This is a genomic window from Streptomyces sp. NPDC086519 (genome assembly GCF_040686075.1).
In the GTDB taxonomy this organism is placed as follows: Bacteria; Actinomycetota; Actinomycetes; order Streptomycetales; family Streptomycetaceae; genus Streptomyces; species Streptomyces shenzhenensis.
The window spans coordinates 106,714-130,324 of sequence record NZ_JBFBJL010000025.1 but is presented as its reverse complement, the minus strand read 5'-3'; the positions used below and the strand labels follow the sequence as shown (position 1 = coordinate 130,324).

Here is a 23,611-nt window from a genome sequence, read left to right as displayed (position 1 = left end):
CGCCACCGTCCCCGTGATCAGCCGGTGAAGCCGGCCGTGATCGAGGTGAACTGCCAGTTGCTCTGGCTGATCCCGGAGCAGTTGCTCACCACGCCACCGCCCGCGCAGCCGCGGTCCCGGTTGACCGCCCAGAACGCGAGCCGGGCGATGTGGTGCGAGTTCCCCCAGTCACGGATCTGCGTCCAGATCGCCGGGGTCGTGGTCTCCTGCTGGTCGGACAGCCCGTTCATGCCGGAGATCCCGATGTGCGCGTAGGCCGTCGCGTCGTCCCAGCCGAACGTGGACTTCAGCTTGGTCTTCAGCCCCTCGGCCGCGCTCACGGTGTTGCCGTACATGTCGGAGCCGCCGCCGAAGTCGAACGGCATGATCGTGAAGACGTCGATGTCGGCGCCGATCGACTGAGCCTGCTCGATCAGCCGGTTGCCGTAGTACGTCGGACCGGTGGTGGACGTCCCGAAGGTGACGATCGTCCGCAGACCGGCGTTGTTGGCCTTGACCGTCTTCAGGGCGGTCAGGATCCGTGCCTGCACGGCCTCGTTCTCGAACTCGTCCGTGTTCTCGATGTCCATGTCGACGGACTTGAGACCGTAGGCGTCGATCACCTTCTGGATCGCCCCGGCCAGCGCGCTCGCGGAGGAGCAGTTGGCGCCGAGCTTGCTGCCCTGCCAGCCGCCGAACGACGGGGTGACGTCACCGCCGGCCGCCCGGATCTGGTTGATCGCGGTCTGGTCGACGCCGCCGGTCAGTGCCCGGCTGCCGTCCCAGGCCGGCGTGCAGCCGCCCGAGTCCAGCACGAAGGCCATGGTGAAGTTCTTGATGCCGGTCGAGCCCATCACGGTGGAGGGGTTCGGCGGATCCCCCCAGCCCTCGAAGAGATAGGGCGCGGCCTGCTTGAAGCCGCTCCCGCCACCGCTGCCCGCGCTCGTCGTCACGGACACGGAGTTGGAGGCCGCCGAGACGTTCCCGGCCGCGTCCCGCGCCTTCACCGTGAACGTGTACGCCGTACTGGCCGACAGTCCGCTCACCGTGGCCGAGGTCCCGGAGACGCTGGCCACCTGGCTCGACCCGCTGTAGACGTCGTACGCCGTGACCCCGACGTTGTCGGTCGAGGCCGACCACGACAGCGACACGCTCGACGAGGTCTTCCCGGTGGAGGTGAGGTTCGTGGGCGCGGTGGGCGCCTGCGTGTCCGAGCTGCCGCCGGGTCCGTCGAGGCTGATGTCGTCGGCGTAGTACGTCCCCTGGGCGTACCACCCGTGGACGTAGATCTCGGCGCTGGTCTGCGACGCCCCGGTGGTGAAGGAGACCGTCAGCTGGCTGTACTGGGACGCCGAGGTCGTCCAGGTGGAGGCGCCGCCGGTCACCCCGAGATAGACGTACGAGCCGCGGACCCAGCCACTGAGCGAGTACGTCGTGTTGGGCTGCACGGCGACGGTCTGCGTGCACTGGGCGTTGTCACTGGAACTCGCGGCCCCCGCGAGCGCCTTGGAACCGCCGTGCACGGGCGAGGACACGACCGAGCCGAGGTTCCCCGAGCAGGACCACGGCGACAGACTCCCCGACTCGAAGCCGGGATTGGAAAGGACGTTGGCCGCCTGCGCGGTACCGGGCAGCGCGATGGCCCCGGCGAGCGCGAGAGCGGCGGACCCGAGCAGGGCGAATATCCGATGTCTGGAACGTCTGAGCGAGTTGCGCACGCGATCTCCCTGAAGGATGGGGGTGTTCGGGAGGTGCCCGAAGGTGCAAGGAGGTGCGCAACCAAGTTGGTATGGACCAATCCGCCTGTCAAGAGGCGAAGGTGAATTGGTCCATACCGGTGGGGTGACTTGCTCAGGGGCGCGGGGCTGTGTCCGATGTGCGGCTCCGCCGTGGGCGCGGGCAACCACGCACATCCCGCACCCGGCCGGAAACCCTAGAGCGGCAACACCGCAGCCGCGGCGTCAACCGACTCCACTTCCACGGGCAATGTGGGCGCCAACACCACGTCGGCCTCCTCCCGCTGCACGGGAACCGACGGAAGGACGGGCTTCGGCCCCGACACCACCGCGTAGTCCTGCCCCAGGAACGGCGGCTCGATCACCCCCGGGTCCTCGCCCAGCGCCAACTGCACGGCCGCCCAGGGCGCGTTGACCCCGCAGAGCGACAGCTGGTGCAACCCCCCGGCCGGACGCGTGTTGACATCGAGCAGTACGGGCTGGTCCTCGTACATCCGGAACTGGATGTTGGACAGGTAGTGCAGCCCGAAGCCCTCGGCGATGACCCGCGCCGGTCCCAGCCACCGCTCGTCGAGGGTGAACCCGCGCCGGCGGCCCTTCTTGGTGCGGCCCACGGCCAGCCGGACCCGGTTGTCCGGCCCGGTGAGGCAGTCGACGGACACCTCCGGCTCCTCCAGCCGCGGCATCACCAGCCAGTCCACCGGCTGCTCGGCGCGGCGCAGCGCGTCCACGACCAGGTCGAGCTGGACGTACGGCCCGGGGAACCCGGTGAGGTGAAAGAGCGAGAAGGGGGCGCGCGTGATCACGCGGAATCCGACACCACCCGCACCGGCGGCCGGCTTGAAGCAGGCCTTGTGCCCGCCCGCCTCCAACTCCTCCACCGCGGCCACGAGTTCGTCCGCCGTGCGGACCCGCGACCAGGGCGGCACCGGGACGCCCACCGAGCTCACCGCCTCGTACGCGGTCGCCTTGTCCTCGAAGACCGCGGTGCCCTCCGGCGTCGGCGCCAGCAGGGCCGTGCCGATCGCCTCGAAGTCGGCCCGGTGGGCCACGATCGCCGACTGGTGCAGCCGGGGCACGAAGACATCGATGCCACGGCGCTGGCACTGGTCCAGGGCGTACTCGACGTAGGCGGCCGGGGACAGGCCCTCCGGCTCCAGGTCGGCGGTGTCGGCGGCGGCCAGCACGGGGGAGTCGGCGTCACCGTGCGTCGCATGGATCTCGACCGCCCGGTCGCTGGGATTTCTCCGCAGCTGATCCATGAAGAACACGTTCTCCGCGTACGTGCGGTTGAGCCAGACGCGTACGCGAGAGCGCATTAAAGCCGCCTTTCGGGGTTTTCGGGCAGGGCTCAGCGAGCCCGTGCCCGGGCAGGGTGGTTGGAGGTACACCAAACCGCCCTGGGCGAAGGGAAGTTCGTGGCGGTGGTGTTGGGGGGATCATACGGCTTTCATGGGGCCCCGCGTGCAACGCGAGTGTTACGGATTTCCCCGTCCTGTCCACGCGCGTTTTCCTGCACCGTCCCCGCCGGTTTCCTTGACGCCCCGCAGGCACCCCGTAGGCACCCCGAAGGCGTCCCGCGGCCGTCCCGCGGCCGTTCCGCAGGCGGCTCGCAGCCGGCTCGCGGCCGGTCTCAAGCCGTCCCGGGGCCGTCCCGGAACCGGCCGGGGACCGGCCCTGGACCGGCCGGGTGGTCGCCGACGGGCCGTCGGACGCGTGGTCTTGTTCCCGGCCCCCGAAGTGTGTTGTGGTGGGGGCAGACGACATGATCGGAAGGGGTGCGGGGTGGAGTCCACGGCCGGTGCCGGGCAGTTGCTGGCCATCAGCGACCTGCACATCTCCTACCCGGAGAACCGCGAGCTCGTCGAGAAGATGCGTCCGGAAACGGACGAGGACTGGCTGATCGTCGCCGGTGACATCGCGGAGACCGTCGCGGACATCCGCTGGGTGCTGGAGACCCTCGCCGGCCGCTTCCGCAAGGTGCTGTGGGCGCCCGGCAACCACGACCTGTGGACCCACCCCAAGGACCCGGTCACCCTGCGCGGAGTCGCCCGCTACGAACACCTCGTCGGCCTCTGCCGGGAGCTGGGCGTTCTCACCCCCGAGGACCCGTACCCGGTCTGGGAAGGCCCCGGCGGCCCGGTCGTCGTGGCACCGCTGTTCCTGCTGTACGACTACTCCTTCCTGCCGGCGGGCTGCGCCACGAAGGAGGAGGGCCTCGCCTACGCGCACGGCACCGGCGTCGTCTGCAACGACGAGTACCTGCTGCACCCCGACCCCTACCCGACCCGCGAGGACTGGTGCCGGGCCCGGGTCGAGGCCACCGAGCGCCGGCTCGCCGAGCTGCCCGAGGACCTGCCGACCGTGCTGGCGGGACACTATCCACTGGACCGGCACCCCACGGACGTGCTCTGGTACCCGGAGTTCGCCATGTGGTGCGGCACCACCCGCACCGCCGACTGGCACCGCCGGTTCCGCGTCGCGACCATGGTCTACGGTCATCTGCACATTCCCCGGACCACCTGGCTCGACGGGGTCCGCTTCGAAGAGGTCTCCGTGGGATATCCCCGCGAGTGGCGCAAGCGTTCCGGGGAGCCGGGGCGGCTGCGCCGAATTCTGCCTGTGGAGGTCGGAACCGGTGATCGAGGAGCTGCTCCCGGACTCGGTGGTGGCCGTGGAGATGCTCGGTGACGAGGCGATCCGCGAAGCCCCGCTCTACCCCGAGGAGGCGGCGCTGGTGGCCCGGGCCGTGCCCAAGCGCCGCCGTGAGTTCTCCGCCGTGCGCGCCTGCGCCCGGCGCGCCATGGAGAAGCTCGGCGTCGAGCCGCAGCCGATCGTGAGCGGCGAGCGCGGCGCCCCGCGCTGGCCGCACGGGCTGGTCGGCAGCATGACCCACTGCGAGGGCTACTGCGCCGCCGCCCTGGTCCGTGCCACCGACCTGGCCTCCCTCGGCATCGACGCCGAACCGCACGCCGCGCTCCCCGAGGGCGTCGCCGAGTCCGTGCTGCTCCCCGCCGAGCGGCAGCGCCTCGCCCGGCTCGCGGCCGAACGGCCCGGTGTGCACTGGGACCGCCTGCTGTTCAGCGCCAAGGAGTCCGTCTACAAGGCGTGGTTCCCCCTCACCGGGAAGTGGCTGGACTTCATGGAGGCCGACATAGAGCTCGCCCCGGAGCCCGGTGAGCGGCCGCACGGCGTCCTGCGCGCCCGCCTCCTCGTCCCCGGCCCGGAGGTCGGCGGGCGGCGGCTGGAGGTCTTCGAGGGCCGCTGGAGCGTGGGGCACGGCATGCTGACCTCTGCCGTGGTCGTGCCGCACCTCTGACGCCCCGCGCCGGCTCAGGCGGGTGGGCACCAGTCGTGCAGCAGCCGGAAGAACGCCTCCTCGTTGCCCGCCAGTCCGGCGCCGGCCAGGGCCTGTTCGGCCTCGGCGAGCACGGCGGGCGGCACCACGAACGGGCGCGGGGCGTCGGGCGGTCCGTCGAAGGCCGCGCGCACGGTGTGCAGGAGCCGCAGATAGGCCTGGACGGCGGCGCGTTCACGGTCGGTCAGTACGGCGGTGTGCATCGGTCGGCTCTCCCCGTCGGTCGTCGATGTCACGCGCCCGGACGGCGCGGGCACACCGGGGGTGCGGTGCGCACCCCCCAGCTTGCCGTCCGCCACTGACAACGCCCCCGCGCCCGGCTCCGGTTCGCCCGCTTAGCGGAGGCGAAACCTCACCGAAACGCCGTGGGGAAATGTCTTCCTACCCTGGAAGGACAGGGATCCGGCCGGGCCTTGGTGCCCGGGACAGCGGGGAGGCCGAGTCGTGCCGGAAGCGATGCCCAGCCGTCCGCGGCGCACCGCGCGCCTGCGCCCGGTGGGCGACGGGGAACTCGTGCCGCGCCACCGGGTCGTGCACGGCTACCGGCGTGCCTACCGCATCGCCGGCGACGGGCCCGCCCTGGTCCTCATCCACGGCATCGGGGACTCCTCGGCGACCTGGGCGAAGCTCATCCCCGACCTCGCCCGCACCCACACCGTGATCGCCCCCGACCTCCTCGGCCACGGCGAGTCGGACAAGCCCCGGGCCGACTACTCGGTCGCCGCCTACGCCAACGGGGTGCGGGATCTGCTGACGGCCCTGGGCATCGAGTCCGCGACCCTCGTCGGGCACTCGCTCGGCGGGGGAGTCGCGATGCAGTTCGCCTACCAGTTTCCCGAGCGCACCGAGCGGCTCATCCTGGTCAGCGCGGGCGGGGTGGGCCGCGAGGTCAACCCCGTGCTCCGGCTCGTCTCGCTGCCCGGTGCCCATCTGCTGCTGTCCGCGCTGCGGCTGCCCGGGATGCGCCTCCAGGTGGGCCTCGCCGTGCGCCTGCTGAGGCTTCTGGACACCGGACTCGGCCAGGACGCGCCGGAACTGCTCACCCTGGTCGACGCGCTCCCCGACGAGACCTCCCGCAACGCCTTCATCCGCACCCTGCGCGCGGTCGTCGACTGGCGGGGCCAGGTCGTCACCATGCTGGACCGCTGCTACCTCACCGAGGGCATGCCGACCATGCTGCTGTGGGGCGACCGCGACAGCGTGGTCCCGGTACGGCACGCCCATCGCGCCCGGGAGGCGATGCCCGGCGCCCGGCTGGAGATCTTCGAGGGCGCCGGGCACTTCCCGTTCCACGCCGACCCGGCCCGTTTCGTGGCCCTCGTCCGGGACTTCACCGCCGCCACCCCCGCGGCGGACTGGAGCCGTGAGCACTGGCGCGCCCTGCTCCTCGACGGCCGCCCCGACACCGGCCACGGCGCGGCCGCGCGGCGAGACCTGCGCGAGGCGAGCGAGCGCAGCGCCACCTGAACGCGCGCCGCGGCGGTCGTGCCCCCGGCCCGGGCCGAGGGTGTGTCACTTCCCCAGGTAGCCCAGCGACGTCTCGATGCGGCCCGCCACGTCGTGCCGGCGCACCGGTCCGCGCAGGGCCGAACCCGCGAGCCAGGTACGGCACTTGCTGGCCAGCAGCAGCCCGAAGGTCTCCGCGTCCCGTTCCTCGGCCCGGTCGAAGCGGGTGCGGGCGGCCACCCGCTGGAAGGCCGCCTGGAGCGCGGCCTGGTCGGCCTCGGCGCGGGTGGCCGCCGCGGAGCCGCCGGCGGTGGGCGCGCCGAGCAGCCGCGCGGCCACCCCGACCCCCTCCACGTCATGGCCGCAGTGCTCGGCGTGCATGTGCCACAGCTCGTGGCCGAGGATCACCAACTGGTGGTCGGGCACGGTGCGTTCCTCGACGACGACCAGGTCGCGGTCGGCCAGGTCGAGCCAGAGCCCGCTGGCCGTGCCGGGCGGGAAGACGGCCGTACGGAACTGGACGGGGCGGCCGCGGCGGCGGCCCAGCGCGTCGCACAGCGCCCGGTACAGCTCCTGCGGGGGAGCGGGCGCGGCCACGCGCAGCTCCCCGACCAACTCGCCGCTCAGCCGGCGCATGTCCCTGCCGATGCCCACTCTTCTCCCTCGGCTCACGACTCTCGGCTCACGACTCGGGCCGCTTGACGCTCTCCAGGAGCATGTCCAGCCATTCCGCGACCTTGTCCCGGTGCTGGTCGGTGGGCAGCTGGGCGGCCCGCCAGGCGATGCCGCGGACCCCGTGGTCCTGTAGCAGCCGCTCCAGCGGGTCCTCGGCCGCCTCGGCCGCGGCCCGCTCCCGGTTCGCCAGCTTCTGCAGCAGCTCCTGCTCGACGCGCTGGAGGGCGCCGGCGAGCGCCTCGGGGTCCTCGGCGGTGAGGAAGCCGGCGTGCACGCGGAAGAAGCGCTGGAGGGCGTCGCAGTGCTCCATGGTCGGCCGCCGGTCACCGTTGATCAGGGCGCCGGCCTGCTGCCGGGACATGCCCGCGCCGTCGGCGATCTCCTGCTGGGTGTGCTTGCGGCCGTTCGGCTTGAGCCGGGTGCGGCGCAGCAGGTCCAGGCGTTGCAGGAAGCGGGCCTGGACATCGGGCTCGCCCGCCGGCTGCCCGGTCAGCAGGGCCCGGACCACAGGCTCGGGGACACCGCAGGCGAAGGAGAGCCGTCCGACGTGGAAGACCTCGGCGTGCGGGACGCCGAGCCGGTCGGCGAGCGCGGTGACGCGGGCGACGGCGGCCGGCAGCTGGGCGGTCGCCGTGGCGCCCGGATCCTCGTAGCCATCCGTCACCGACAGAACTCCTACGTCTCTCAGGGGAATCAGGGGCTTCTCACAAGCGGCGCCGTGTGAACTTCCCGGCATGAACCCCCCGGAGATTAGCGGGTCGTTCGAACTCACATCCAGGTCTCGCCACAACTGTGGCCAATTTCGGACGTCGGCAGGCATGGAATGCCACGATAGTTGACATGACTCAGGGTGGGGCAGCAGGATCGCATCGCCGCGAGAAGGCCGCATAGGCAAGAGGGGTGACCTCCCGATGGCATATCAGGCAGGTGGGCGGCGGCCGGCGCCGCGGCCCGTCCCCGAGGGCCTTGAGGCTCAGGCGTATCTCCAGGACTACGCGTTGCTGCTGGACGCGGTCCCCTTCCCGTCCCTGGTGGTGGACCACCGCTGGGACGTGGTGCTGGCCAACGGCGCGTTCGAGACACTTTTCCGGGCGGTCGCCCCGCATCCCACCGCGATGCCGGGGGACAACTTCCTGCGCTTCGTCCTGTTTCACCCGGATGCCGGAACGATTCTCGGCGCCCACGAGGCGGGCTGGTGCCTGCCGATGCTGGCGCAGTTCAAGACCATCCTGGAGAGCTACGGCCACGACCACGAACTCCAGTCGATCCGCCGGGAGATCGCCCAGGACCCCATCATGGAGGCCGCCTTCCGGCAGGGGCTGCCGCACTGGCTGCGCGCCGTCGGCGAGGAGGGCGCACAGCTCGACGGAGCCGTCCGGTTGCTGCTCCACCCGGACCCGCTGCTGGGCGCCACCGAGTGCCGGGTGGTCGGCGAAACCCCCAAGACCCTCCAGGACATGGGATACGCGCGTTACACCCTGGTGCTGCGCGCCGCCCCCCGTCCCGCCCCTGCCCCCGCCCCGCGCCGCTCCCGCCGGCCCGGCGGCCTGGGCGCCCATCTGACCGTCGTCCCGGCCCCCGAAGGCTGACCCGGCACCGTCGGCGTTCAGGTCGCCGACGGCGCCGGGCCGGACGCCGAAGTCCTCTCAACCCCGCCTCGCCCCGAGCCCCGCGCCCCTCGCCCCGCCCCGTCTCATCCGGCCGCCACCACCAGGACCAGCGGCACGCCCCGGCACGGCACCAGCCGCATCCCGCCGAACGTGCCCGCCCGCCCGCTCTCCAGGACCGCCCCGAAGTCCGGTCCCTTGACCAGGGAACCCGCCAACTGGGCCGGGTCGGCCGATGCCGCCACCCGGCCGCGGGCGTTGACCAGCCGCGCGGGTCCGGGCAGCCCGCGCAGCAGCGGCAGCGCGGCCGCCTCGAAGTGCCGCAGATACACGTCGGCCGCGGCCACGCCGAGGAACCGGCCGCCCACCTCCACCGGCGCGGACAGCGTGAGGCTGTACTCGTCCGAGCAGAGGTAGTCGACGTAGGGGCCCGCCACCGCCCGCCGCCCGGTGTCCCGGGGCAGCGCGAACCAGTCCCAGTGCGTGTAGTCGGAGTAGGCCGAGGTGCGCGGGTCGAGGTCGAGGAGCAGCGGCCGTACGTCCCCGCAGGCGTCGCTCTGCCACCACTCCAGCCAGGCCGGGACGTCGGCCAGCACCCCCGGCGCCGCCACGAACCCGACACCGGAGACCAGCTCCTGCCGGGTCAGCCGCAGGTGGAGACCGGGGCGCAGAGCGGCGAGGTCGGCGGTCACGGGCCGGCGGCCCTCGGCGGCCACCCGGGCCAGCAGCGCGGCCGTGTCGGCGCGGGTGGCCGCGACGGCGTCGAACACCGTCTCCAGGGCGTGACCGACCCGCGCGGCCACGTACTCCTCGGCGGCGTCGAGGGTGGCCGCCGCCGGGCCGGAGGGGACGGTGCTGCGGCTCATGGTGCCCTCCAGCGGACGGGGGAGCGGGCGCGGCGCGGCTACCGGGCCAGCCGCAGGGCGATGAGCCGTGCCGTCGAGTCCCGTACACACCGCTCGGCCAGCTCCCTGGCCGATGCGTGCGCCCCATCCTGCACGGCGGAGATTACGGACCGGTGACGGTCCGCCACCTCTTCACGATATTCGTCGTCGCCGAGCACAAGGCACAGCAGTGCCCCGATCTCCGTCTGGAGCGCGACCTGCTCCCGGGTGAGCCGGGCCGACTGCGCGGCGGCGGCCAGCTCCACGTGAAAACGGCCGTACACCCGGCTGCGCGCCGCCGCGTCCGGCGCCCCGCGCAGCTCCTCGGTGGTCCGGCGGAGCTGGTCGAGGTCGTGGTCCTCGGTGCGCTCGGCGGCGAGGTGGGCCGCGGTGCCGGACAGGGCCGCCCAGTGGTCGCCGAGGTCGCGCAGCTCCTCGGGGCTCCAGCCGCGCAGCCGCTCCGTGAGCCGCTCCCGGTCGGGCACCTCGGGGGAGGCCACGAAGCTGCCGCCGCCCCGGCCCCGGCGGGTGACGACGAGGCCCTGCTGGCGCAGTGCCATCAGCGCCTCCCGCAGGGTCACCGTGGACACCCCGAGCTGTCCGGCCAGCTCGGTCTCGCCGGGCAGCTGCTCCCCGTCGGCGAGCAGGCCGAGTTCGATGGCGTCGCCTATCCGGCGCACGACGGCGGTGACCCTGGCCCCGCTGTCCACGGGGGCGAACACGGCTTTTCGGGCGCCGCCGTCCGTTTGGTGCTGTCCCACGGCCCACCACCCTATGCGTTGACCCAACCTTTACCTCGGAAGGGTCTTGAGATGTGAACTATGACTTCATATCTTTCCGATCACCAGGTTCAACGCAAGACAGCGGCAGAAAGGTTCCCGCCCATGGAGGCCAGCGCGATCCGGTTGCGGGATCTGCGGAAGTCGTTCGGCGACACAAGCGCCGTGGCCGGGGTCGACCTGGAGATCCGGGACGGCGAGTTCTTCTCGATGCTCGGCCCCTCCGGCTCCGGCAAGACCACGGTGCTGCGCATGATCGCCGGCTTCGAGACGCCTACCTCGGGCACGATCGAACTCGCCGGGCAGGACGTCACCCGCCGCGCCCCCTTCGAACGGGACGTGCACACCGTCTTCCAGGACTACGCCCTGTTCCCGCACATGAGCGTCGAGCAGAACGTCGCCTACTCCCTCAAGGTCCGCCGGGTCCCCAAGGCCGAACGCCTGGCCCGCGCCCGCAAGGCCCTCGCGGAGGTCCGCCTCGACGGCTACGGCGGCCGCCGCCCCGCCCAGCTCTCCGGCGGCCAGCGCCAGCGCGTCGCGCTCGCCCGCGCCCTGGTCGGACGCCCCAGCGTGCTGCTCCTCGACGAACCGCTCGGCGCCCTCGACCTGAAACTCCGCGAGCAGATGCAGATCGAGCTCAAGGCACTGCAACGCGAGGTGGGCATCACCTTCGTCTTCGTCACCCACGACCAGGAGGAGGCCCTGACGATGAGCGACCGCGTCGCCGTCTTCCACCAGGGCCGCATCGAACAGGTCGGCACCCCCGCGGAGATCTACGAACGCCCCGCCACCGCGTTCGTCGCCTCCTTCGTCGGCACCTCCAACCTGCTCACCGGCGAGGCCGCCCTGCGGGTCCTCGGCGAGAGCGGCACCCACAGCGTCCGGCCCGAGAAGATCCAGGTCCTCAAGGAGACCGCCGACCCGGACGAGGAGGGCCACGCCACCGCCGTCGGCACCGTCGCCGAGGTGGTCTACCTCGGTGACGCCACCCGCTTCCTGGTCGACCTGGACGGCGGCGGCCGGCTCACCGCGCTCCAGCAGAACCTCGACACCTCCGCCGAGGACGTCGCCGCCTACCGCGGCACCCGCGTCCGGCTGCGCTGGCAGCGCCGGCACACCGTCCCCGTCCCCGACTGATCCGCCGTCCTCCCACGTCCGGATCCGCCGTCCCTCACCTCTGGAGTACGTCGTGCGCCTCACCCGCCCCATCGCCGCGGCCGCCTGCGCCGGGCTGCTGCTGGCCGCCACCGCCTGTGGCTCCTCCGGCTCCGGTTCCTCGGCCGGTCTCAACCCGCCTGACCTCAAACCCCTCGCCAAGCTCGGCAAGTCCGAGGGCCAGGTCAACCTGATCGCCTGGGCCGGCTATGTCGAGGACGGCTCCGACGACCCCAAGGTGGACTGGGTCACCGACTTCGAGAAGCAGACCGGCTGCCAGGTCAACTCCAAGGTCGCCGCCAGCTCCGACGAGATGGTCAAGCTGATGAAGACCGGCGAGTACGACGCCGTCTCCGCCTCCGGTGACGCCTCCCTGCGCCTGATCGCCTCCGGCGACGCCGCCCCCGTCAACACCAAGCTCGTGCCCAACTACAAGGACATCTTCAGCGGCCTGAAGAACGGCGCCTGGAACTCGGTCAAGGGCCGGATGTACGGCATCCCGCACGGCCGCGGCGCCAACCTGCTCATGTACAACACCCAGAAGGTCAGCCCCGCCCCCACCTCCTGGGCCGCCGTCTTCGACGACGCCGGGAAGTACAAGGGCCATGTCACCGCCTACGACTCGCCGATCTACATCGCCGACGCGGCCCTGTACCTGAAGGCCACCAAGCCCGAGTTGAAGATCAAGGACCCCTACGCGCTCGACCAGAAGCAGTTCGACGCGGCCGTGGCCCTGCTGAAGAAGCAGAACGCGGACATCGGCGAGTACTGGAGCGACTACCTCAAGGAGATCTCCGCCTTCAAGAGCGGCGACTCCGTCGTCGGCACCAGCTGGCAGGTCATCGCGAACCTCGCCGCCGGCGAGGGCGCCAAGGTCAAGGCCTTCGTCCCGAAGGAGGGATCCACCGGCTGGTCGGACACCTGGATGGTCTCCGCCAAGGCCAAGCACCCCAACTGCGCCTACAAGTGGCTGAACTGGATCGTCTCCCCGAAGGTGAACGCCGAGGTCGCCGAGTACTTCGGCGAGGCCCCGGCCAACGCCAAGGCCTGCGACCTGACCAGCGACAAGAACTTCTGCGCGACCTACCACGCGGCCGACGAGAGCTACTGGAAGAACATCGCCTTCTGGAACACGCCCATCGAGCAGTGCCTGGACGGCCGTACCGACGTCAAGTGCGTGCCGTACGCCAAGTGGGTCCAGGCCTGGACCGAGATCAAGGGCTGACCCATGGCCCTGCTCACCCGGACCGCGGGGGCGCTGCACCGGCGCCCCCGGCTCCGCCTCGCGCTGCTGCTGACCGCCCCGCTGCTGTGGCTGGCCGTGCTCTATCTCGGCTCGCTGGCCGTGCTGTTCGTCTCCGCGTTCTGGACGACCGACTCCTTCACCTCCGAGGTGGTGAAGGTGTGGTCGACGGACAACTTCCACGAGCTGTTCACCACGCCGGTGTTCCGGCAGGTGGTCCTGCGCAGCGTCGGCGTCGCGCTCGCGGTGACCGCCCTGTGCGCGGTGCTCGCCTTCCCGGTCGCCTTCTACACCGCCCGGGTCGCCAGGCCGAGCCGGCGCCCGCTCCTCGTGGTCGCCATCCTCACGCCGCTGTGGGCGAGCTACCTGGTCAAGGTGTACGCGTGGCGGCTGATCCTGTCCGAGGGCGGGCTCGCCGACTGGCTGCTGAAGCCGCTCGGGCTGAGCGGGCCGGGCTTCGGACTGCCGGCCACCGTGCTGACCCTGACGTACCTGTGGCTGCCCTACATGATCCTGCCGATCCACACGGCGCTGGAGCAGCTGCCCGACAACCTCCTCGACGCGTCGGCGGACCTGGGCGCCCGCGCGGGGCGGACCTTCCGGTCCGTGGTGCTGCCGATGGTGCTGCCGTCGGTCGCCGCCGGATCGGTGTTCACGTTCTCGCTCAGCCTCGGCGACTACATCACCGTGCAGATCGTCGGCGGCAAGAGCCAGCTCATCGGCAACCTGGTCTACGCCAACATCGAACTCAACCTGCCCATGGCCGCCGCCCTCGCCACCGTCCCGGTCGTCGTCATCGTGCTGTATCTGCTGGCGATGCGGCGGACGGGGGCGTTGAGCAGCCTCTGACGAACGGGTGATATGTCACATGCCACTCTCCAGGTCCGCCCGTATCGCCCTCCGCGTCGCCGCCGCCGTCGGCTTCGCCGTCATCTACGTCCCCCTCCTCCTCGTCCTCGTCAACTCCCTCAACCCCGACCGCAGCGCGAGCTGGCCGCCGCCCGGCCTGACCACCCACTGGTGGTCGGCCGCCTGGCACAGCTCCGGTGCCCGCGAGGCGCTGTGGACCTCGGTCAAGGCCGGGCTCGGCGCCACCGCGATCGCCCTGGTGCTCGGCACGCTGGTCGCCTTCGCGGTCGCCCGGCACCGCTTCTTCGGCCGGGACGCCCTCTCCTTCGTGGTCGTGCTGCCGATCGCGCTGCCCGGCATCGTCACCGGCATCGCCCTCAACTCGGCGTTCAGCACCGTCCTTGAGCCGCTCGGCGTCGGACTCGGCCTGTTCACCGTGGTCGTCGGGCACGCCACCTTCTGTGTCGTGATCGTCTTCAACAACGTGGTCGCCCGGCTGCGCCGCACCTCCGGCAGCTACGAGGAAGCCGCGGCCGACCTGGGTGCCGACACCTTCCGCGCCTTCGCCGACGTCACCTTCCCGCTGGTGCGTTCGGCGCTGCTCGCGGGCGGACTGCTCGCTTTCGCGCTCTCCTTCGACGAGATCGTGGTCACCACCTTCACCGCCGGACCGGGCGTCCAGACCCTGCCCCTGTGGATCTTCGACAACATGACCCGCCCGCAGCAGGCGCCGGTGGTGAACGTGGTGGCGGCCGTGCTCGTCCTGCTGTCCGTCGTCCCGATCTACGTCGCGCAACGGCTGTCGGCGGACACGGCGACCGCCAGCCGCGTCTGACCCCGTCCCCGAGATGTTACGCAAAAAACTTGCATAACTTGCGGTACGCTTGCGGTCATGACGCGACGACTTGCGGATGTAGCCAAGAAGGTCGGGGTCAGTGAGGCCACGGTCAGCCGGGTGCTCAACGGCAAGCCGGGGGTCTCCGAGGCGACCCGGCAGGCGGTGCTCTCGGCCCTCGACGTGCTCGGCTACGAGCGCCCCACCCAGCTGCGCGGTGAGCGCGCCCGGCTCGTCGGTCTGGTCCTGCCCGAGCTGCAGAACCCCATCTTCCCGGCGTTCGCCGAGGTCATCGGCGGCGCCCTGGCCCAGCTCGGCCTCACTCCGGTGCTGTGCACCCAGACCAAGGGCGGGGTCTCCGAGGCGGACTACGTGGAGTTGCTGCTGCAACAGCAGGTCTCCGGCGTGGTGTTCGCCGGCGGCCTCTACGCCCAGGCCGACGCGCCGCACGACCACTACCGGCTGCTCGCCGACCGCAACATCCCGGTGGTGCTGGTCAACGCGGCCATCGAGCACCTCGGTTTCCCGGGCGTGTCCTGCGACGACGCGGTGGCGGTGGAGCAGGCCTGGCGGCACCTCGCCTCCCTCGGGCACGAGCGCATCGGCCTGGTCCTCGGCCCCGGCGACCACGTCCCCTCGGCCCGGAAGCTGGCCGCCGCGCGCGCGATCGGCGACGTGCCCGACGAGTTCGTGGCCCGCGCGATCTTCTCCATCGAGGGCGGCCACGCGGCCGCGTCCCGGCTCATCGACCGGGGCGTCACCGGCATCATCTGCGCCAGTGACCCGCTCGCCCTGGGTGCCGTCCGCGCGGCCCGCCGCAAGGGGTACGAGGTGCCCGGCCGGGTCTCGGTCGTCGGTTACGACGACTCGGCGTTCATGAACTGCACGGAACCCCCGCTCACCACCGTCCGCCAGCCCATCGAGGCCATGGGCCGGGCCGCCGTCGAACTGCTGAACGCGCAGATCGGCGGCACGGCCGTACCGGCCGAGGAGCTGCTGTTCGAGCCGGAGCTGGTCGTCAGGGGGTCGACCGCGCAAGCGCCGAAAGCCTGACGGTCAGCAGATCCCATCTGCTGTCGAATAATTACAGATTCTGCGCGACATCTTGCGCGGCAGTGTCGCCGGTGCTTGAGTGTGCGGCGCCCACCGGTCCCGGTGCGGCGCCCAACCGCTCCTGCTCTGGGGGGTCCACCGATGTCCAGCACCGGGTTCCGCCGTGCTCTCGTCGCGTTCGGCGTCTGTTCCTCGCTCGCGCTCTCCGCCTCGGCCTGCGGGTCGGGGGGCGACGACGCGGGAAGCGGCAAGACACGCATCACCGTCAACTGCGAGCCGCCCAAGAGCGCCAAGGTCGACCGGTCGTTCTTCGAACAGGACATCGCCGACTTCGAGAAGAAGAACCCGGACATCGACGTCGTCGCACACGACGCGTTCCCCTGCCAGGACCCGAAGACCTTCGACGCCAAGCTCGCCGGCGGCCAGATGGAGGACGTCTTCTACACGTACTTCACCGACGCCAAGCACGTCGTGGACATCAACCAGGCGGCCGATCTCACGCCGTACCTCAAGGACCTGAAGAGCTACGGCACCATCCAGAAGCAGCTGCGGGACATCTACACCGTCGACGGCAAGGTCTACGGCATCCCGCGCACCGGCTACTCGATGGGCCTGATCTACAACCGCAGCCTCTTCCGGCAGGCCGGCCTCGACCCCGACCAGCCGCCGACGACCTGGGCCGAGGTCCGCGCCGACGCCAAGAAGATCGCCGCCCTCGGCAACGGGACCGTCGGGTACGCCGACTACAGCGCGCAGAACCAGGGCGGCTGGCACTTCACCGCGGAGATGTACGCGCAGGGCGGTGACGTGGTGTCGGCCGACGGCAGGTCGGCGACCGTCGACACCCCCGAGGGGCACGCGGTCCTGCAGAACCTGCACGACATGCGCTGGACCGACAACTCGATGGGCAGCAAGCAGCTGCTGATCATCAACGACGTGCAGCAGATGATGGGTTCGGGCAAGCTCGGCATGTACCTCTCCGCGCCGGACAACATCCCGATCCTGGTCAAGGAGAAGGGCGGCAACTACAAGGACCTCGCCCTCGGCCCGATGCCCGGCGGCAAGGGCACCCTCATCGGCGGCGACGGCTACATGTTCAACAAGAAGGACACCCCCGCCCAGATCCGCGCCGGCCTCAAGTGGCTGGACTCCATGTTCCTCACCCCCGGTGACGGCTTCCTCGGCGACTACGCCCGCGCCAAGAAGAACGACGCGCCCGTCGGCCTGCCCGAGCCGCGCCTGTTCACCGGCGCCGCCGACGCCAAGGACCAGGCGGTCAAGAAGGCCTACGCCAACGTGCCGGTGGAGAACTACCAGGCGTTCCTGGACGGCAACCAGTCCCTGCAGATGAAGATCGAGCCGCCGGACGCCCAGCAGATCTACTCCGTCCTCGACGGCACCGTCTCCGCCGTCCTCACCAAGCAGGACGCCGACATCGACCAGCTCCTCAAGGACGCCAACGACAAGATCAACGGCATCCTGGCCCGGGGCTGACCGCGATGACCAAGACGGCCGCACTGCGCCCGGCCCCGGCGGCGGTCGGCGCCCGACAGGCCCCGGCGCCGCCCCCGGCAGGGGACCGGAGGCGGCGCCGGCTGCTCGACCAGGCCAGCGCCTACGGCTTCCTGCTCGGCGGACTGATCTGCTTCGCCCTGTTCTCCTGGTACCCGGCGATCCGCGCGGTCGTGATCTCCTTCCAGAAGTACACGCCCGGCTCGTCCGCCGAGTGGGTCGGCACCGCCAACTTCACCCGGGTCCTGCACGACCCGGAGTTCTCGGCGGCCTGGCGCAACACCCTCACCTTCACCCTGCTGGCCCTGCTGATCGGCTTCGCGATCCCCTTCGTCCTCGCCGTGGTCCTCAACGAACTGCGGCACGCCAGGGCGTTCTTCCGGGTCGTGGTCTACCTCCCGGTGATGATCCCGCCGGTGGTCAGCGCCCTGCTGTGGAAGTGGTTCTACGACCCCGGGGCCGGCCTCGCCAACGAGACCCTGCGCTTCCTGCACCTGCCCACCTCGAACTGGACCAACGGCACCGGCACCGCGCTCGTCTCCCTGGTGATCGTGGCGACCTGGGCCAACATGGGCGGCACCGTCCTGATCTACCTGGCCGCCCTCCAGTCCATCCCCGGCGAACTGTACGAGGCCGCCGAACTCGACGGCGCGAATCTCCTCCAGCGCATCCGTCATGTGACGGTCCCTCAGACCAGGTTCGTCATCCTGATGCTGATGCTCCTTCAGATCATCGCCACCATGCAGGTGTTCACCGAGCCGTTCGTCATCACCGGGGGCGGCCCGGAGAGCGCCACGGTCACCGTGCTCTACCTGATCTACAAGTACGCCTTCCTCTACAACGACTTCGGCGGCGCCTGCGCGCTCAGCGTGATGCTCCTGGTGCTGCTCGGCATCTTCTCGGCCGGCTACCTGCGGCTGACCCGCTCCGGGGAGGACGGATGAGCAGCGCCACCCGCACCCTGATCTCCCCGGCGACCCTGGCCCGGCCGCGCGGGAGGGCGGTCTACTGGAGCGTCTTCACCGGTGTCGTCGTGCTCTTCGCGCTCGCCTTCCTCTTCCCCGTCTACTGGATGGTGACCGGGGCGGCGAAGTCTCCGGACGAGGTCGCCCGGACCCCGCCCACCGTCGTCCCCGAGCACTGGCACCTGTCCGGCTACACCGACGCCTGGGACCTGATGCAGCTCCCGCAGCACCTGTGGAACACGGTGGTGCAGGCCGCCGGCGCCTGGGCGTTCCAGCTGGTGTTCTGCACGGCCGCCGCCTACGCCCTGTCGAAGCTGAGGCCGGCCTTCGGAAAGGTGATCCTCGGCGGCATCCTGGCCACCTTGATGGTCCCGGCCCAGGCCCTGGTCGTACCCAAGTACCTGACCGCCGCCGACCTGCCGTTCATCCACACCAGCCTGCTGAACAACCCGCTCGGCATCTGGCTGCCGGCCGTCGCCAACGCCTTCAACCTCTATCTCCTCAAGCGGTTCTTCGACCAGCTGCCCCGCGACGTGCTGGAGGCCGCCGAGATCGACGGCGCCGGAAGACTGCGCGTCCTCTGGTCCGTGGTCCTGCCCATGTCCCGCCCGGTCCTCGGGGTCGTGTCGATCTTCGCCCTGGTCGCGGTCTGGCAGGACTTCCTGTGGCCGCTGATGGTCTTCTCCGACACCGACAAGCAGCCCATCAGCGTGGCCCTGGTCCAGCTGTCGCAGAACATCCAGCTCACCGTGCTCATCGCCGCGATGGTGATCGCCAGCATCCCGATGGTCGCGCTGTTCCTCGTCTTCCAGCGGCACATCATCGCCGGGATCAGCGCGGGCAGCACCAAGGGCTGACGGCCCTTCCTCCGACAGAAAGGTTCGCCCCGTGGGACAGCCCAGCCATGCCCCGAAGGACCAGGACTGGTGGCGCTCGGCCGTCATCTACCAGGTGTACGTCCGCAGCTTCGCCGACAACGACGGCGACGGCACCGGCGACCTCGCGGGCGTCCGCGCCAGGCTGCCGTACCTTGCCGAACTGGGCGTGGACGCCCTGTGGTTCAGTCCCTGGTACCCGTCACCGATGAAGGACGGCGGCTACGACGTCGCCGACTACCGGGCCATCGACCCGGCCTTCGGCACCCTCGCCGAGGCCGAGAAACTCATCGCGGAGGCGGGGGAGCTGGGCATCCGGACGATCGTCGACATCGTCCCCAACCACGTGTCCGACCAGCACCCCTGGTTCCAGGCGGCGTTGGCCGCCGGGCCGGGCAGCCCGGAGCGCGAGCTGTTCCACTTCCGTCCGGGCCGCGGCCCGCACGGCGACCTGCCGCCCAACGACTGGCCGTCGCAGTTCGTCGGCTCCACCGAACCGGTGTGGACCCGGCTGCCCGACGGCGAGTGGTACCTGCACCTCTTCACCCCCGAACAGCCCGACCTCAACTGGGCCCACCCGGCCGTCCACCAGGAACACGAGGACATCCTGCGCTTCTGGTTCGAGCGGGGCGTCGCCGGCGTCCGCATCGACTCGGCCGCCCTGCTCGCCAAGGACCCGGACCTGCCCGACCTGGCCACCCACCCGCACCCGCACCCGTTCGTCGACCGCGACGAACTCCACGACATCTACCGCTCCTGGCGGGCCGTGGCCGACACCTACGGCGGCGTCTTCGTCGGCGAGGTCTGGCTCCCCGACGCCGAACGCTTCGCCCGCTACCTGCGCCCCGACGAACTCCACACCGCCTTCAACTTCTCCTTCCTGTCCTGCCCCTGGGACGCGGCCCGGCTGCGCACCTCGATCGACACCACCCTCGCCGAGCACGCCCCGGTCGGCGCCCCCGCCACCTGGGTGCTCTGCAACCACGACGTGACCCGCACGGTCACCCGGTACGGCCGCGAGGACACCGCCTTCGACTTCGCGGCCAAGGCCTTCGGGGTCCCGACGGACCTCGCCCTCGGGACCCGCCGGGCCCGCGCGGCCGCCCTGCTGTCGCTGGCCCTGCCCGGCGCGGTCTACCTCTACCAGGGCGAGGAGCTGGGGCTCCCCGAGGCGGAGATCCCGGCCGACCGCATCCAGGATCCGATGTACTTCCGGTCCGGCGGCACCGACCCCGGCCGGGACGGCTGCCGGGTGCCGCTGCCCTGGTCGGCCGCGGCGCCGTACGCCGGCTTCGGTTCGCGCGCGGAGCCCTGGCTGCCGCAGCCGGCCGGCTGGGAGTCGTACGCGGTCGACCGCCAGCGGGACGACGCCGACTCGATGCTCGCCCTCTACCGGCGCGCCCTCACCCTGCGTCCGCGCTTCGGCGACTCCCCGCTGACCTGGCTGCCCGCCCCCGAGGGCGTCCTCGCCTTCACCCGCGCGGGCCTGACCTGCGTGGTCAACCTCGCCGCCACCCCCGTCGAACTCCCCGACCACGCCCACCTCCTGCTCGGCAGCGGCCCCCTGGACGACGCGGGCTGGCTGCCGCGGGACACGGCGGCCTGGCTGACCGACTGAGCCGCGGGTCCCGCTCGCGCCATCCCGCTCTCCCCCCACACCGAAGGGATCAGACATGCAGCGCACCACAGCCAGATCTGTCAGGAGCATGCCATCATTGGCGGCCGCTGTCGCCCTCGCCGCCGGCATGCTCGTCGCCATCGCGCCCGCCGCCCACGCGGCCGTCGGCGCCAGCCTCCCCTTCACCTCCGTCGAGGCGGAGTCGGCGACCACCACCGGCACCAGGATCGGCCCCGACTACACCCAGGGCACCCTCGCCTCGGAGGCCTCCGGCCGCCAGGCCGTGCGCCTGGCCTCAGGGCAGCGGGTCGAGTTCACCGCACCCCGGGCGGCCAACGCCGTGAACCTCTCCTACAGCGTCCCCGACGGCCAGACCGGCACGCTGAACGTGTACGTCAACGGGGTCAGACTGGCGAAGACCCTGGCCGTCACCTCCAAGTACTCCTATGTCGACACCGGCTGGATCGCGGGCGCCAGGCAGCACCACTTCTTCGACAACGCCCGGCTGCTGCTCGGCCAGAACATCCAGGCGGGCGACAAGGTCGCCTTCGAGTCCACCGGCACCCAGGTCACCGTCGACGTCGCCGACTTCGAGCAGGTCGCCGCGGCCGCCTCGCAGCCCGCCGGATCGGTCTCCGTCGTCTCCAAGGGCGCCGACCCCAGCGGCAACGGCGACTCCACCCAGGCCTTCCGGGACGCCATCTCCGCGGCCCAGGGCGGAACGGTGTGGATCCCGCCGGGCGACTACAAGCTGACGTCCTCCCTGAGCGGCGTACAGAACGTGACCCTCCTGGGCGCCGGCAACTGGTACTCGGTCGTGCACACCTCCCGGTTCATCGACCAGTCCAGCTCCGCCGGAAACGTCCACATCAACAACTTCGCGGTCATCGGCGAGGTCACCGAACGCGTCGACTCCAACCCGGACAACTTCGTCAACGGCGCGCTCGGGCCGAACAGTTCGGTGTCCGGCATGTGGATCCAGCACCTCAAGTGCGGGTTCTGGCTGATGGGCGACAACGACAACCTCGTCGTCGAGAACAACCGCATCCTCGACACCACCGCCGACGGCCTCAACCTCAACGGCACCGCCCACGGCGTCCAGGTCCGCAACAACTTCCTGCGGAACCAGGGCGACGACTCTCTCGCCATGTGGTCGCTGTACTCGCCCGACACCGACTCCAGCTTCACCGGCAACACCATCTCCCAGCCGAACCTGGCCAACGGCATCGCCGTCTACGGCGGTACCGACATCACGGTGCGGAACAACCTGATCTCCGACACCAACGCCCTCGGCAGCGGAATCGCCATCTCCAACCAGAAGTTCGCCGACCCGTTCTCCCCGCTGTCCGGCACGATCACCGTCGACGGCAACACGCTGGTGCGCACCGGTGCGATGAACCCCAACTGGAACCACCCGATGGGCGCGCTGCGCGTCGACTCCTACGACAGCGCGATCAACGCCACTGTCGACATCACCAACACCACGATCATCAACAGCCCTTACAGCGCCTTCGAGTTCGTCTCCGGCGGCGGGCAGGGGTACCCGGTCCGGAACGTCAACGTGACCGGCGCGACCGTGCAGAACACCGGCACGGTGGTGGTCCAGGCCGAGGCGCAGGGCGCCGCCGCCTTCCGTGACGTCACCGCCACCGGCGTCGGCGCGGCAGGCATCTACAACTGCCCCTACCCGGCCAACTCCGGCTCCTTCGCGCTCACCGACGCCGGCGGCAACTCCGGGTGGTCCGGCACCTGGGCGGACTGCTCCACCTGGCCGGCGCCGGGACAGGGCAACCCCGACCCGGACCCGAACCGCAACCTCGCGGGGGGCCGCCCGGCGACCGCCACCGGCTCACAGGACGTCTACACGCCCGGCAAGGCCGTCGACGGCGACGCGAACAGCTACTGGGAGTCCACCAACAACGCCTTCCCGCAGTCCCTGACCATCGACCTCGGCTCCGCCTACGCGGCCCGCCGGCTGGTGCTGAAGCTGCCCCCGTCCTCGGCCTGGGCCGCCCGCACCCAGACCATCACCGTGCTGGGCAGCACCGACGGGTCGAACTACTCGACCGTGGTGGGCTCCACGGGGTACCGCTTCGACCCGGCCACCGGCAACACCGTCACCGTGCCCCTGCCCAGCTCCACCAGCCTGCGCTATCTGCGGCTGACCGTCACCGCCAACGACGGCTGGCCGGCAGGCCAGTTCAGCGAGGTGGAGGCGTATCTGACGCCGTGACCGTGTCCGCCCTGCGGGGCACCCCGCGCTTGGCCGCCTGGATCTGCTCGTACACATGGGTCCGCAGCTCGGCGAAGCGCGGGGCGACCCGCGTGTGCAACTGGTCGCGCTCGTCCGGCAGATCCACCGTCAGCTGATCCTGGACGACGGTCGGGGAGGCGGACAGGACGATCACCCGCCGGCCCAGGTAGACCGCCTCGTCGATGTCGTGCGTGACGAACAGGATGGTGATACCGCGCTCCCGCCACAGGCCCCGGACCAGATCCTCCAGATCGGCCCGGGTCTGGGCGTCGACGGCGGCGAACGGCTCGTCCATCAGCAGCACGTGCGGCTCGTAGGCGAGGGCGCGCGCGATCGCCACCCGCTGCTGCATACCGCCGGAGAGCTGCCACGGGTAGGCGCCGGCCGCGTCCGCGAGACCGACCGAGCCGAGCGCGTCGGCGACCAGCTCCCTGCGCCGCCCGCGCGGCAGGCGTTTCTGCTTCAGCGGGAGTTCGACGTTCTCGGCGACCCGCATCCAGGGGAACAGGCTGCGGCCGTACTCCTGGAAGACGAACGCCATCCCGGGCGGCGGCCCGGTCACCTTCCGGCCCTCCAGGAGGACTTCACCGCCGGTCGGGGCGAGCAGCCCGCCCATGCACTTCAGCAGGGTGGTCTTGCCACAGCCCGACGGGCCGACCAGGCAGACCAGATCGCCCGCCGCCACGGTGAAGGTGAGGTCCCGCACCGCCTCGATACGGCGTCCGGATCCGTCGTAGACCTTCTTCAGGCCGCGTACGTCGAGCATGGACCGCCCCTTCGCGAGGTTC

At 71.1% G+C, this 23,611-nt stretch carries 22 protein-coding genes; 14 read left to right on the top strand and 8 right to left on the bottom strand.

From position 1 onward, the window contains the following. Positions 1 to 17 precede the first annotated feature (17 nt). Complete coding sequence (locus AB0P24_RS24290; RefSeq protein WP_365797301.1) at positions 18 to 1,697, bottom strand: carbohydrate binding domain-containing protein; 1,680 nt, start codon at positions 1,695 to 1,697, stop codon at positions 18 to 20. Positions 1,698 to 1,912: 215 nt separating this feature from the next. Continuing rightward, positions 1,913 to 3,034 carry an ATP-grasp domain-containing protein gene (locus AB0P24_RS24285; RefSeq protein WP_365797299.1) on the bottom strand — a complete coding sequence of 374 codons (1,122 nt, stop codon included), beginning with the start codon at positions 3,032 to 3,034 and terminating at the stop codon, positions 1,913 to 1,915. Between the two features lie 466 nt (positions 3,035 to 3,500). On the opposite strand from AB0P24_RS24285, the gene AB0P24_RS24280 reads away from it, so the two are divergent. Then, the gene (locus tag AB0P24_RS24280; RefSeq protein WP_365797297.1) at positions 3,501 to 4,406 is read left to right on the top strand and encodes a metallophosphoesterase; all 906 of its coding nucleotides are present in this window, start codon (positions 3,501 to 3,503) and stop codon (positions 4,404 to 4,406) included. Continuing rightward, positions 4,354 to 5,034 (top strand): 4'-phosphopantetheinyl transferase superfamily protein, encoded by a 681-nt coding sequence (locus AB0P24_RS24275; RefSeq protein ID WP_365797295.1) that lies wholly within the window; start codon positions 4,354 to 4,356, stop codon positions 5,032 to 5,034. Before AB0P24_RS24280 ends, AB0P24_RS24275 begins: the two co-directional genes overlap by 53 nt. A gap of 14 nt (positions 5,035 to 5,048) precedes the next feature. On the opposite strand, the gene AB0P24_RS24270 is transcribed toward AB0P24_RS24275, so the two are convergent. Then, on the bottom strand, positions 5,049 to 5,276 hold the full coding sequence (locus AB0P24_RS24270) for a hypothetical protein (RefSeq protein WP_365797293.1): 228 nt from the start codon (positions 5,274 to 5,276) through the stop codon (positions 5,049 to 5,051). A 253-nt stretch (positions 5,277 to 5,529) separates the two neighbouring features. Between AB0P24_RS24270 and AB0P24_RS24265 the strand changes: the two genes are divergently transcribed. Continuing rightward, the gene (locus AB0P24_RS24265) at positions 5,530 to 6,540 is read left to right on the top strand and encodes an alpha/beta fold hydrolase (RefSeq protein WP_365797327.1); all 1,011 of its coding nucleotides are present in this window, start codon (positions 5,530 to 5,532) and stop codon (positions 6,538 to 6,540) included. 45 nt (positions 6,541 to 6,585) lie between these two features. Here AB0P24_RS24265 and AB0P24_RS24260 read toward each other — a convergent pair whose 3' ends face one another. Together AB0P24_RS24260 and AB0P24_RS24255 are read right to left on the bottom strand one after the other, a co-directional pair. Next, positions 6,586 to 7,155, bottom strand: a complete 570-nt coding sequence (locus AB0P24_RS24260) for a M48 family metalloprotease (protein WP_365797325.1) — start codon at positions 7,153 to 7,155, stop codon at positions 6,586 to 6,588. Positions 7,156 to 7,201: 46 nt separating this feature from the next. Then, complete coding sequence (locus tag AB0P24_RS24255) at positions 7,202 to 7,858, bottom strand: helix-turn-helix transcriptional regulator (RefSeq protein WP_365797291.1); 657 nt, start codon at positions 7,856 to 7,858, stop codon at positions 7,202 to 7,204. Between the two features lie 247 nt (positions 7,859 to 8,105). On the opposite strand from AB0P24_RS24255, the gene AB0P24_RS24250 reads away from it, so the two are divergent. Next, a complete protein-coding gene (locus AB0P24_RS24250) occupies positions 8,106 to 8,783 on the top strand; it encodes a hypothetical protein (RefSeq protein WP_365797289.1) in 678 nt (225 codons plus the stop codon). 104 nt (positions 8,784 to 8,887) lie between these two features. Here AB0P24_RS24250 and AB0P24_RS24245 read toward each other — a convergent pair whose 3' ends face one another. Both AB0P24_RS24245 and AB0P24_RS24240 read right to left on the bottom strand, forming a co-directional pair. Further along, a complete protein-coding gene (locus AB0P24_RS24245; RefSeq protein WP_365797287.1) occupies positions 8,888 to 9,667 on the bottom strand; it encodes a cache domain-containing protein in 780 nt (259 codons plus the stop codon). A 38-nt stretch (positions 9,668 to 9,705) separates the two neighbouring features. Next, a complete protein-coding gene (locus AB0P24_RS24240) occupies positions 9,706 to 10,446 on the bottom strand; it encodes a GntR family transcriptional regulator (RefSeq protein ID WP_365797285.1) in 741 nt (246 codons plus the stop codon). Between the two features lie 123 nt (positions 10,447 to 10,569). On the opposite strand from AB0P24_RS24240, the gene AB0P24_RS24235 reads away from it, so the two are divergent. The 10 genes from AB0P24_RS24235 to AB0P24_RS24190 all read left to right on the top strand — a co-directional run bounded on the left by AB0P24_RS24235 (position 10,570) and on the right by AB0P24_RS24190 (position 22,802). Next, a complete protein-coding gene (locus AB0P24_RS24235) occupies positions 10,570 to 11,601 on the top strand; it encodes an ABC transporter ATP-binding protein (RefSeq protein WP_365797283.1) in 1,032 nt (343 codons plus the stop codon). A 52-nt stretch (positions 11,602 to 11,653) separates the two neighbouring features. Further along, the gene (locus AB0P24_RS24230; RefSeq protein ID WP_365797281.1) at positions 11,654 to 12,844 is read left to right on the top strand and encodes an ABC transporter substrate-binding protein; all 1,191 of its coding nucleotides are present in this window, start codon (positions 11,654 to 11,656) and stop codon (positions 12,842 to 12,844) included. Positions 12,845 to 12,847: 3 nt separating this feature from the next. Continuing rightward, positions 12,848 to 13,711 carry an ABC transporter permease gene (locus AB0P24_RS24225; protein WP_365797279.1) on the top strand — a complete coding sequence of 288 codons (864 nt, stop codon included), beginning with the start codon at positions 12,848 to 12,850 and terminating at the stop codon, positions 13,709 to 13,711. A gap of 19 nt (positions 13,712 to 13,730) precedes the next feature. Further along, positions 13,731 to 14,546, top strand: a complete 816-nt coding sequence (locus AB0P24_RS24220; protein WP_365797277.1) for an ABC transporter permease — start codon at positions 13,731 to 13,733, stop codon at positions 14,544 to 14,546. Positions 14,547 to 14,603: 57 nt separating this feature from the next. Beyond that, the gene (locus AB0P24_RS24215) at positions 14,604 to 15,599 is read left to right on the top strand and encodes a LacI family DNA-binding transcriptional regulator (protein ID WP_365797275.1); all 996 of its coding nucleotides are present in this window, start codon (positions 14,604 to 14,606) and stop codon (positions 15,597 to 15,599) included. Between the two features lie 141 nt (positions 15,600 to 15,740). Next, positions 15,741 to 17,093, top strand: coding sequence for an extracellular solute-binding protein (locus tag AB0P24_RS24210; RefSeq protein ID WP_365797274.1), 1,353 nt, complete (start codon positions 15,741 to 15,743; stop codon positions 17,091 to 17,093). A gap of 5 nt (positions 17,094 to 17,098) precedes the next feature. Then, entirely contained in the window at positions 17,099 to 18,055 is a 957-nt protein-coding gene (locus AB0P24_RS24205) for a sugar ABC transporter permease (protein ID WP_365797273.1), read from the top strand. After that, complete coding sequence (locus AB0P24_RS24200; protein ID WP_365797271.1) at positions 18,052 to 18,933, top strand: carbohydrate ABC transporter permease; 882 nt, start codon at positions 18,052 to 18,054, stop codon at positions 18,931 to 18,933. The genes AB0P24_RS24205 and AB0P24_RS24200 overlap by 4 nt, the downstream gene beginning before the upstream one ends. A gap of 31 nt (positions 18,934 to 18,964) precedes the next feature. Then, positions 18,965 to 20,569 carry an alpha-amylase family glycosyl hydrolase gene (locus AB0P24_RS24195; RefSeq protein ID WP_365797269.1) on the top strand — a complete coding sequence of 535 codons (1,605 nt, stop codon included), beginning with the start codon at positions 18,965 to 18,967 and terminating at the stop codon, positions 20,567 to 20,569. Positions 20,570 to 20,657: 88 nt separating this feature from the next. Beyond that, the gene (locus tag AB0P24_RS24190) at positions 20,658 to 22,802 is read left to right on the top strand and encodes a discoidin domain-containing protein (protein ID WP_365797267.1); all 2,145 of its coding nucleotides are present in this window, start codon (positions 20,658 to 20,660) and stop codon (positions 22,800 to 22,802) included. On the opposite strand, the gene AB0P24_RS24185 is transcribed toward AB0P24_RS24190, so the two are convergent. After that, positions 22,771 to 23,589: an ABC transporter ATP-binding protein gene (locus AB0P24_RS24185; protein ID WP_365797265.1), complete on the bottom strand. Its 819-nt coding sequence runs from the start codon at positions 23,587 to 23,589 to the stop codon at positions 22,771 to 22,773. The two genes, AB0P24_RS24190 and AB0P24_RS24185, sit on opposite strands and share 32 nt — an antisense overlap. Between the last annotated feature and the right edge of the window lie 22 nt (positions 23,590 to 23,611).

Excerpts from the sequence above, each read along its gene's own strand:
- AB0P24_RS24285 (WP_365797299.1), bottom strand. The coding sequence starts at position 3,034 with ATGCGCTCTCGCGTACGCGTCTGGCTCAACCGCACGTACGCGGAGAAC.
- AB0P24_RS24270 (WP_365797293.1), bottom strand. The coding sequence starts at position 5,276 with ATGCACACCGCCGTACTGACCGACCGTGAACGCGCCGCCGTCCAGGCC.
- AB0P24_RS24265 (WP_365797327.1), top strand. The coding sequence starts at position 5,530 with ATGCCCAGCCGTCCGCGGCGCACCGCGCGCCTGCGCCCGGTGGGCGAC.
- AB0P24_RS24260 (WP_365797325.1), bottom strand. The coding sequence starts at position 7,155 with ATGCGCCGGCTGAGCGGCGAGTTGGTCGGGGAGCTGCGCGTGGCCGCG.
- AB0P24_RS24250 (WP_365797289.1), top strand. The coding sequence starts at position 8,106 with ATGGCATATCAGGCAGGTGGGCGGCGGCCGGCGCCGCGGCCCGTCCCC.
- AB0P24_RS24245 (WP_365797287.1), bottom strand. The coding sequence starts at position 9,667 with ATGAGCCGCAGCACCGTCCCCTCCGGCCCGGCGGCGGCCACCCTCGAC.
- AB0P24_RS24235 (WP_365797283.1), top strand. The coding sequence starts at position 10,570 with ATGGAGGCCAGCGCGATCCGGTTGCGGGATCTGCGGAAGTCGTTCGGC.
- AB0P24_RS24225 (WP_365797279.1), top strand. The coding sequence starts at position 12,848 with ATGGCCCTGCTCACCCGGACCGCGGGGGCGCTGCACCGGCGCCCCCGG.
- AB0P24_RS24220 (WP_365797277.1), top strand. The coding sequence starts at position 13,731 with ATGCCACTCTCCAGGTCCGCCCGTATCGCCCTCCGCGTCGCCGCCGCC.
- AB0P24_RS24215 (WP_365797275.1), top strand. The coding sequence starts at position 14,604 with ATGACGCGACGACTTGCGGATGTAGCCAAGAAGGTCGGGGTCAGTGAG.
- AB0P24_RS24210 (WP_365797274.1), top strand. The coding sequence starts at position 15,741 with ATGTCCAGCACCGGGTTCCGCCGTGCTCTCGTCGCGTTCGGCGTCTGT.
- AB0P24_RS24205 (WP_365797273.1), top strand. The coding sequence starts at position 17,099 with ATGACCAAGACGGCCGCACTGCGCCCGGCCCCGGCGGCGGTCGGCGCC.
- AB0P24_RS24200 (WP_365797271.1), top strand. The coding sequence starts at position 18,052 with ATGAGCAGCGCCACCCGCACCCTGATCTCCCCGGCGACCCTGGCCCGG.
- AB0P24_RS24190 (WP_365797267.1), top strand. The coding sequence starts at position 20,658 with ATGCCATCATTGGCGGCCGCTGTCGCCCTCGCCGCCGGCATGCTCGTC.
- AB0P24_RS24185 (WP_365797265.1), bottom strand. The coding sequence starts at position 23,589 with ATGCTCGACGTACGCGGCCTGAAGAAGGTCTACGACGGATCCGGACGC.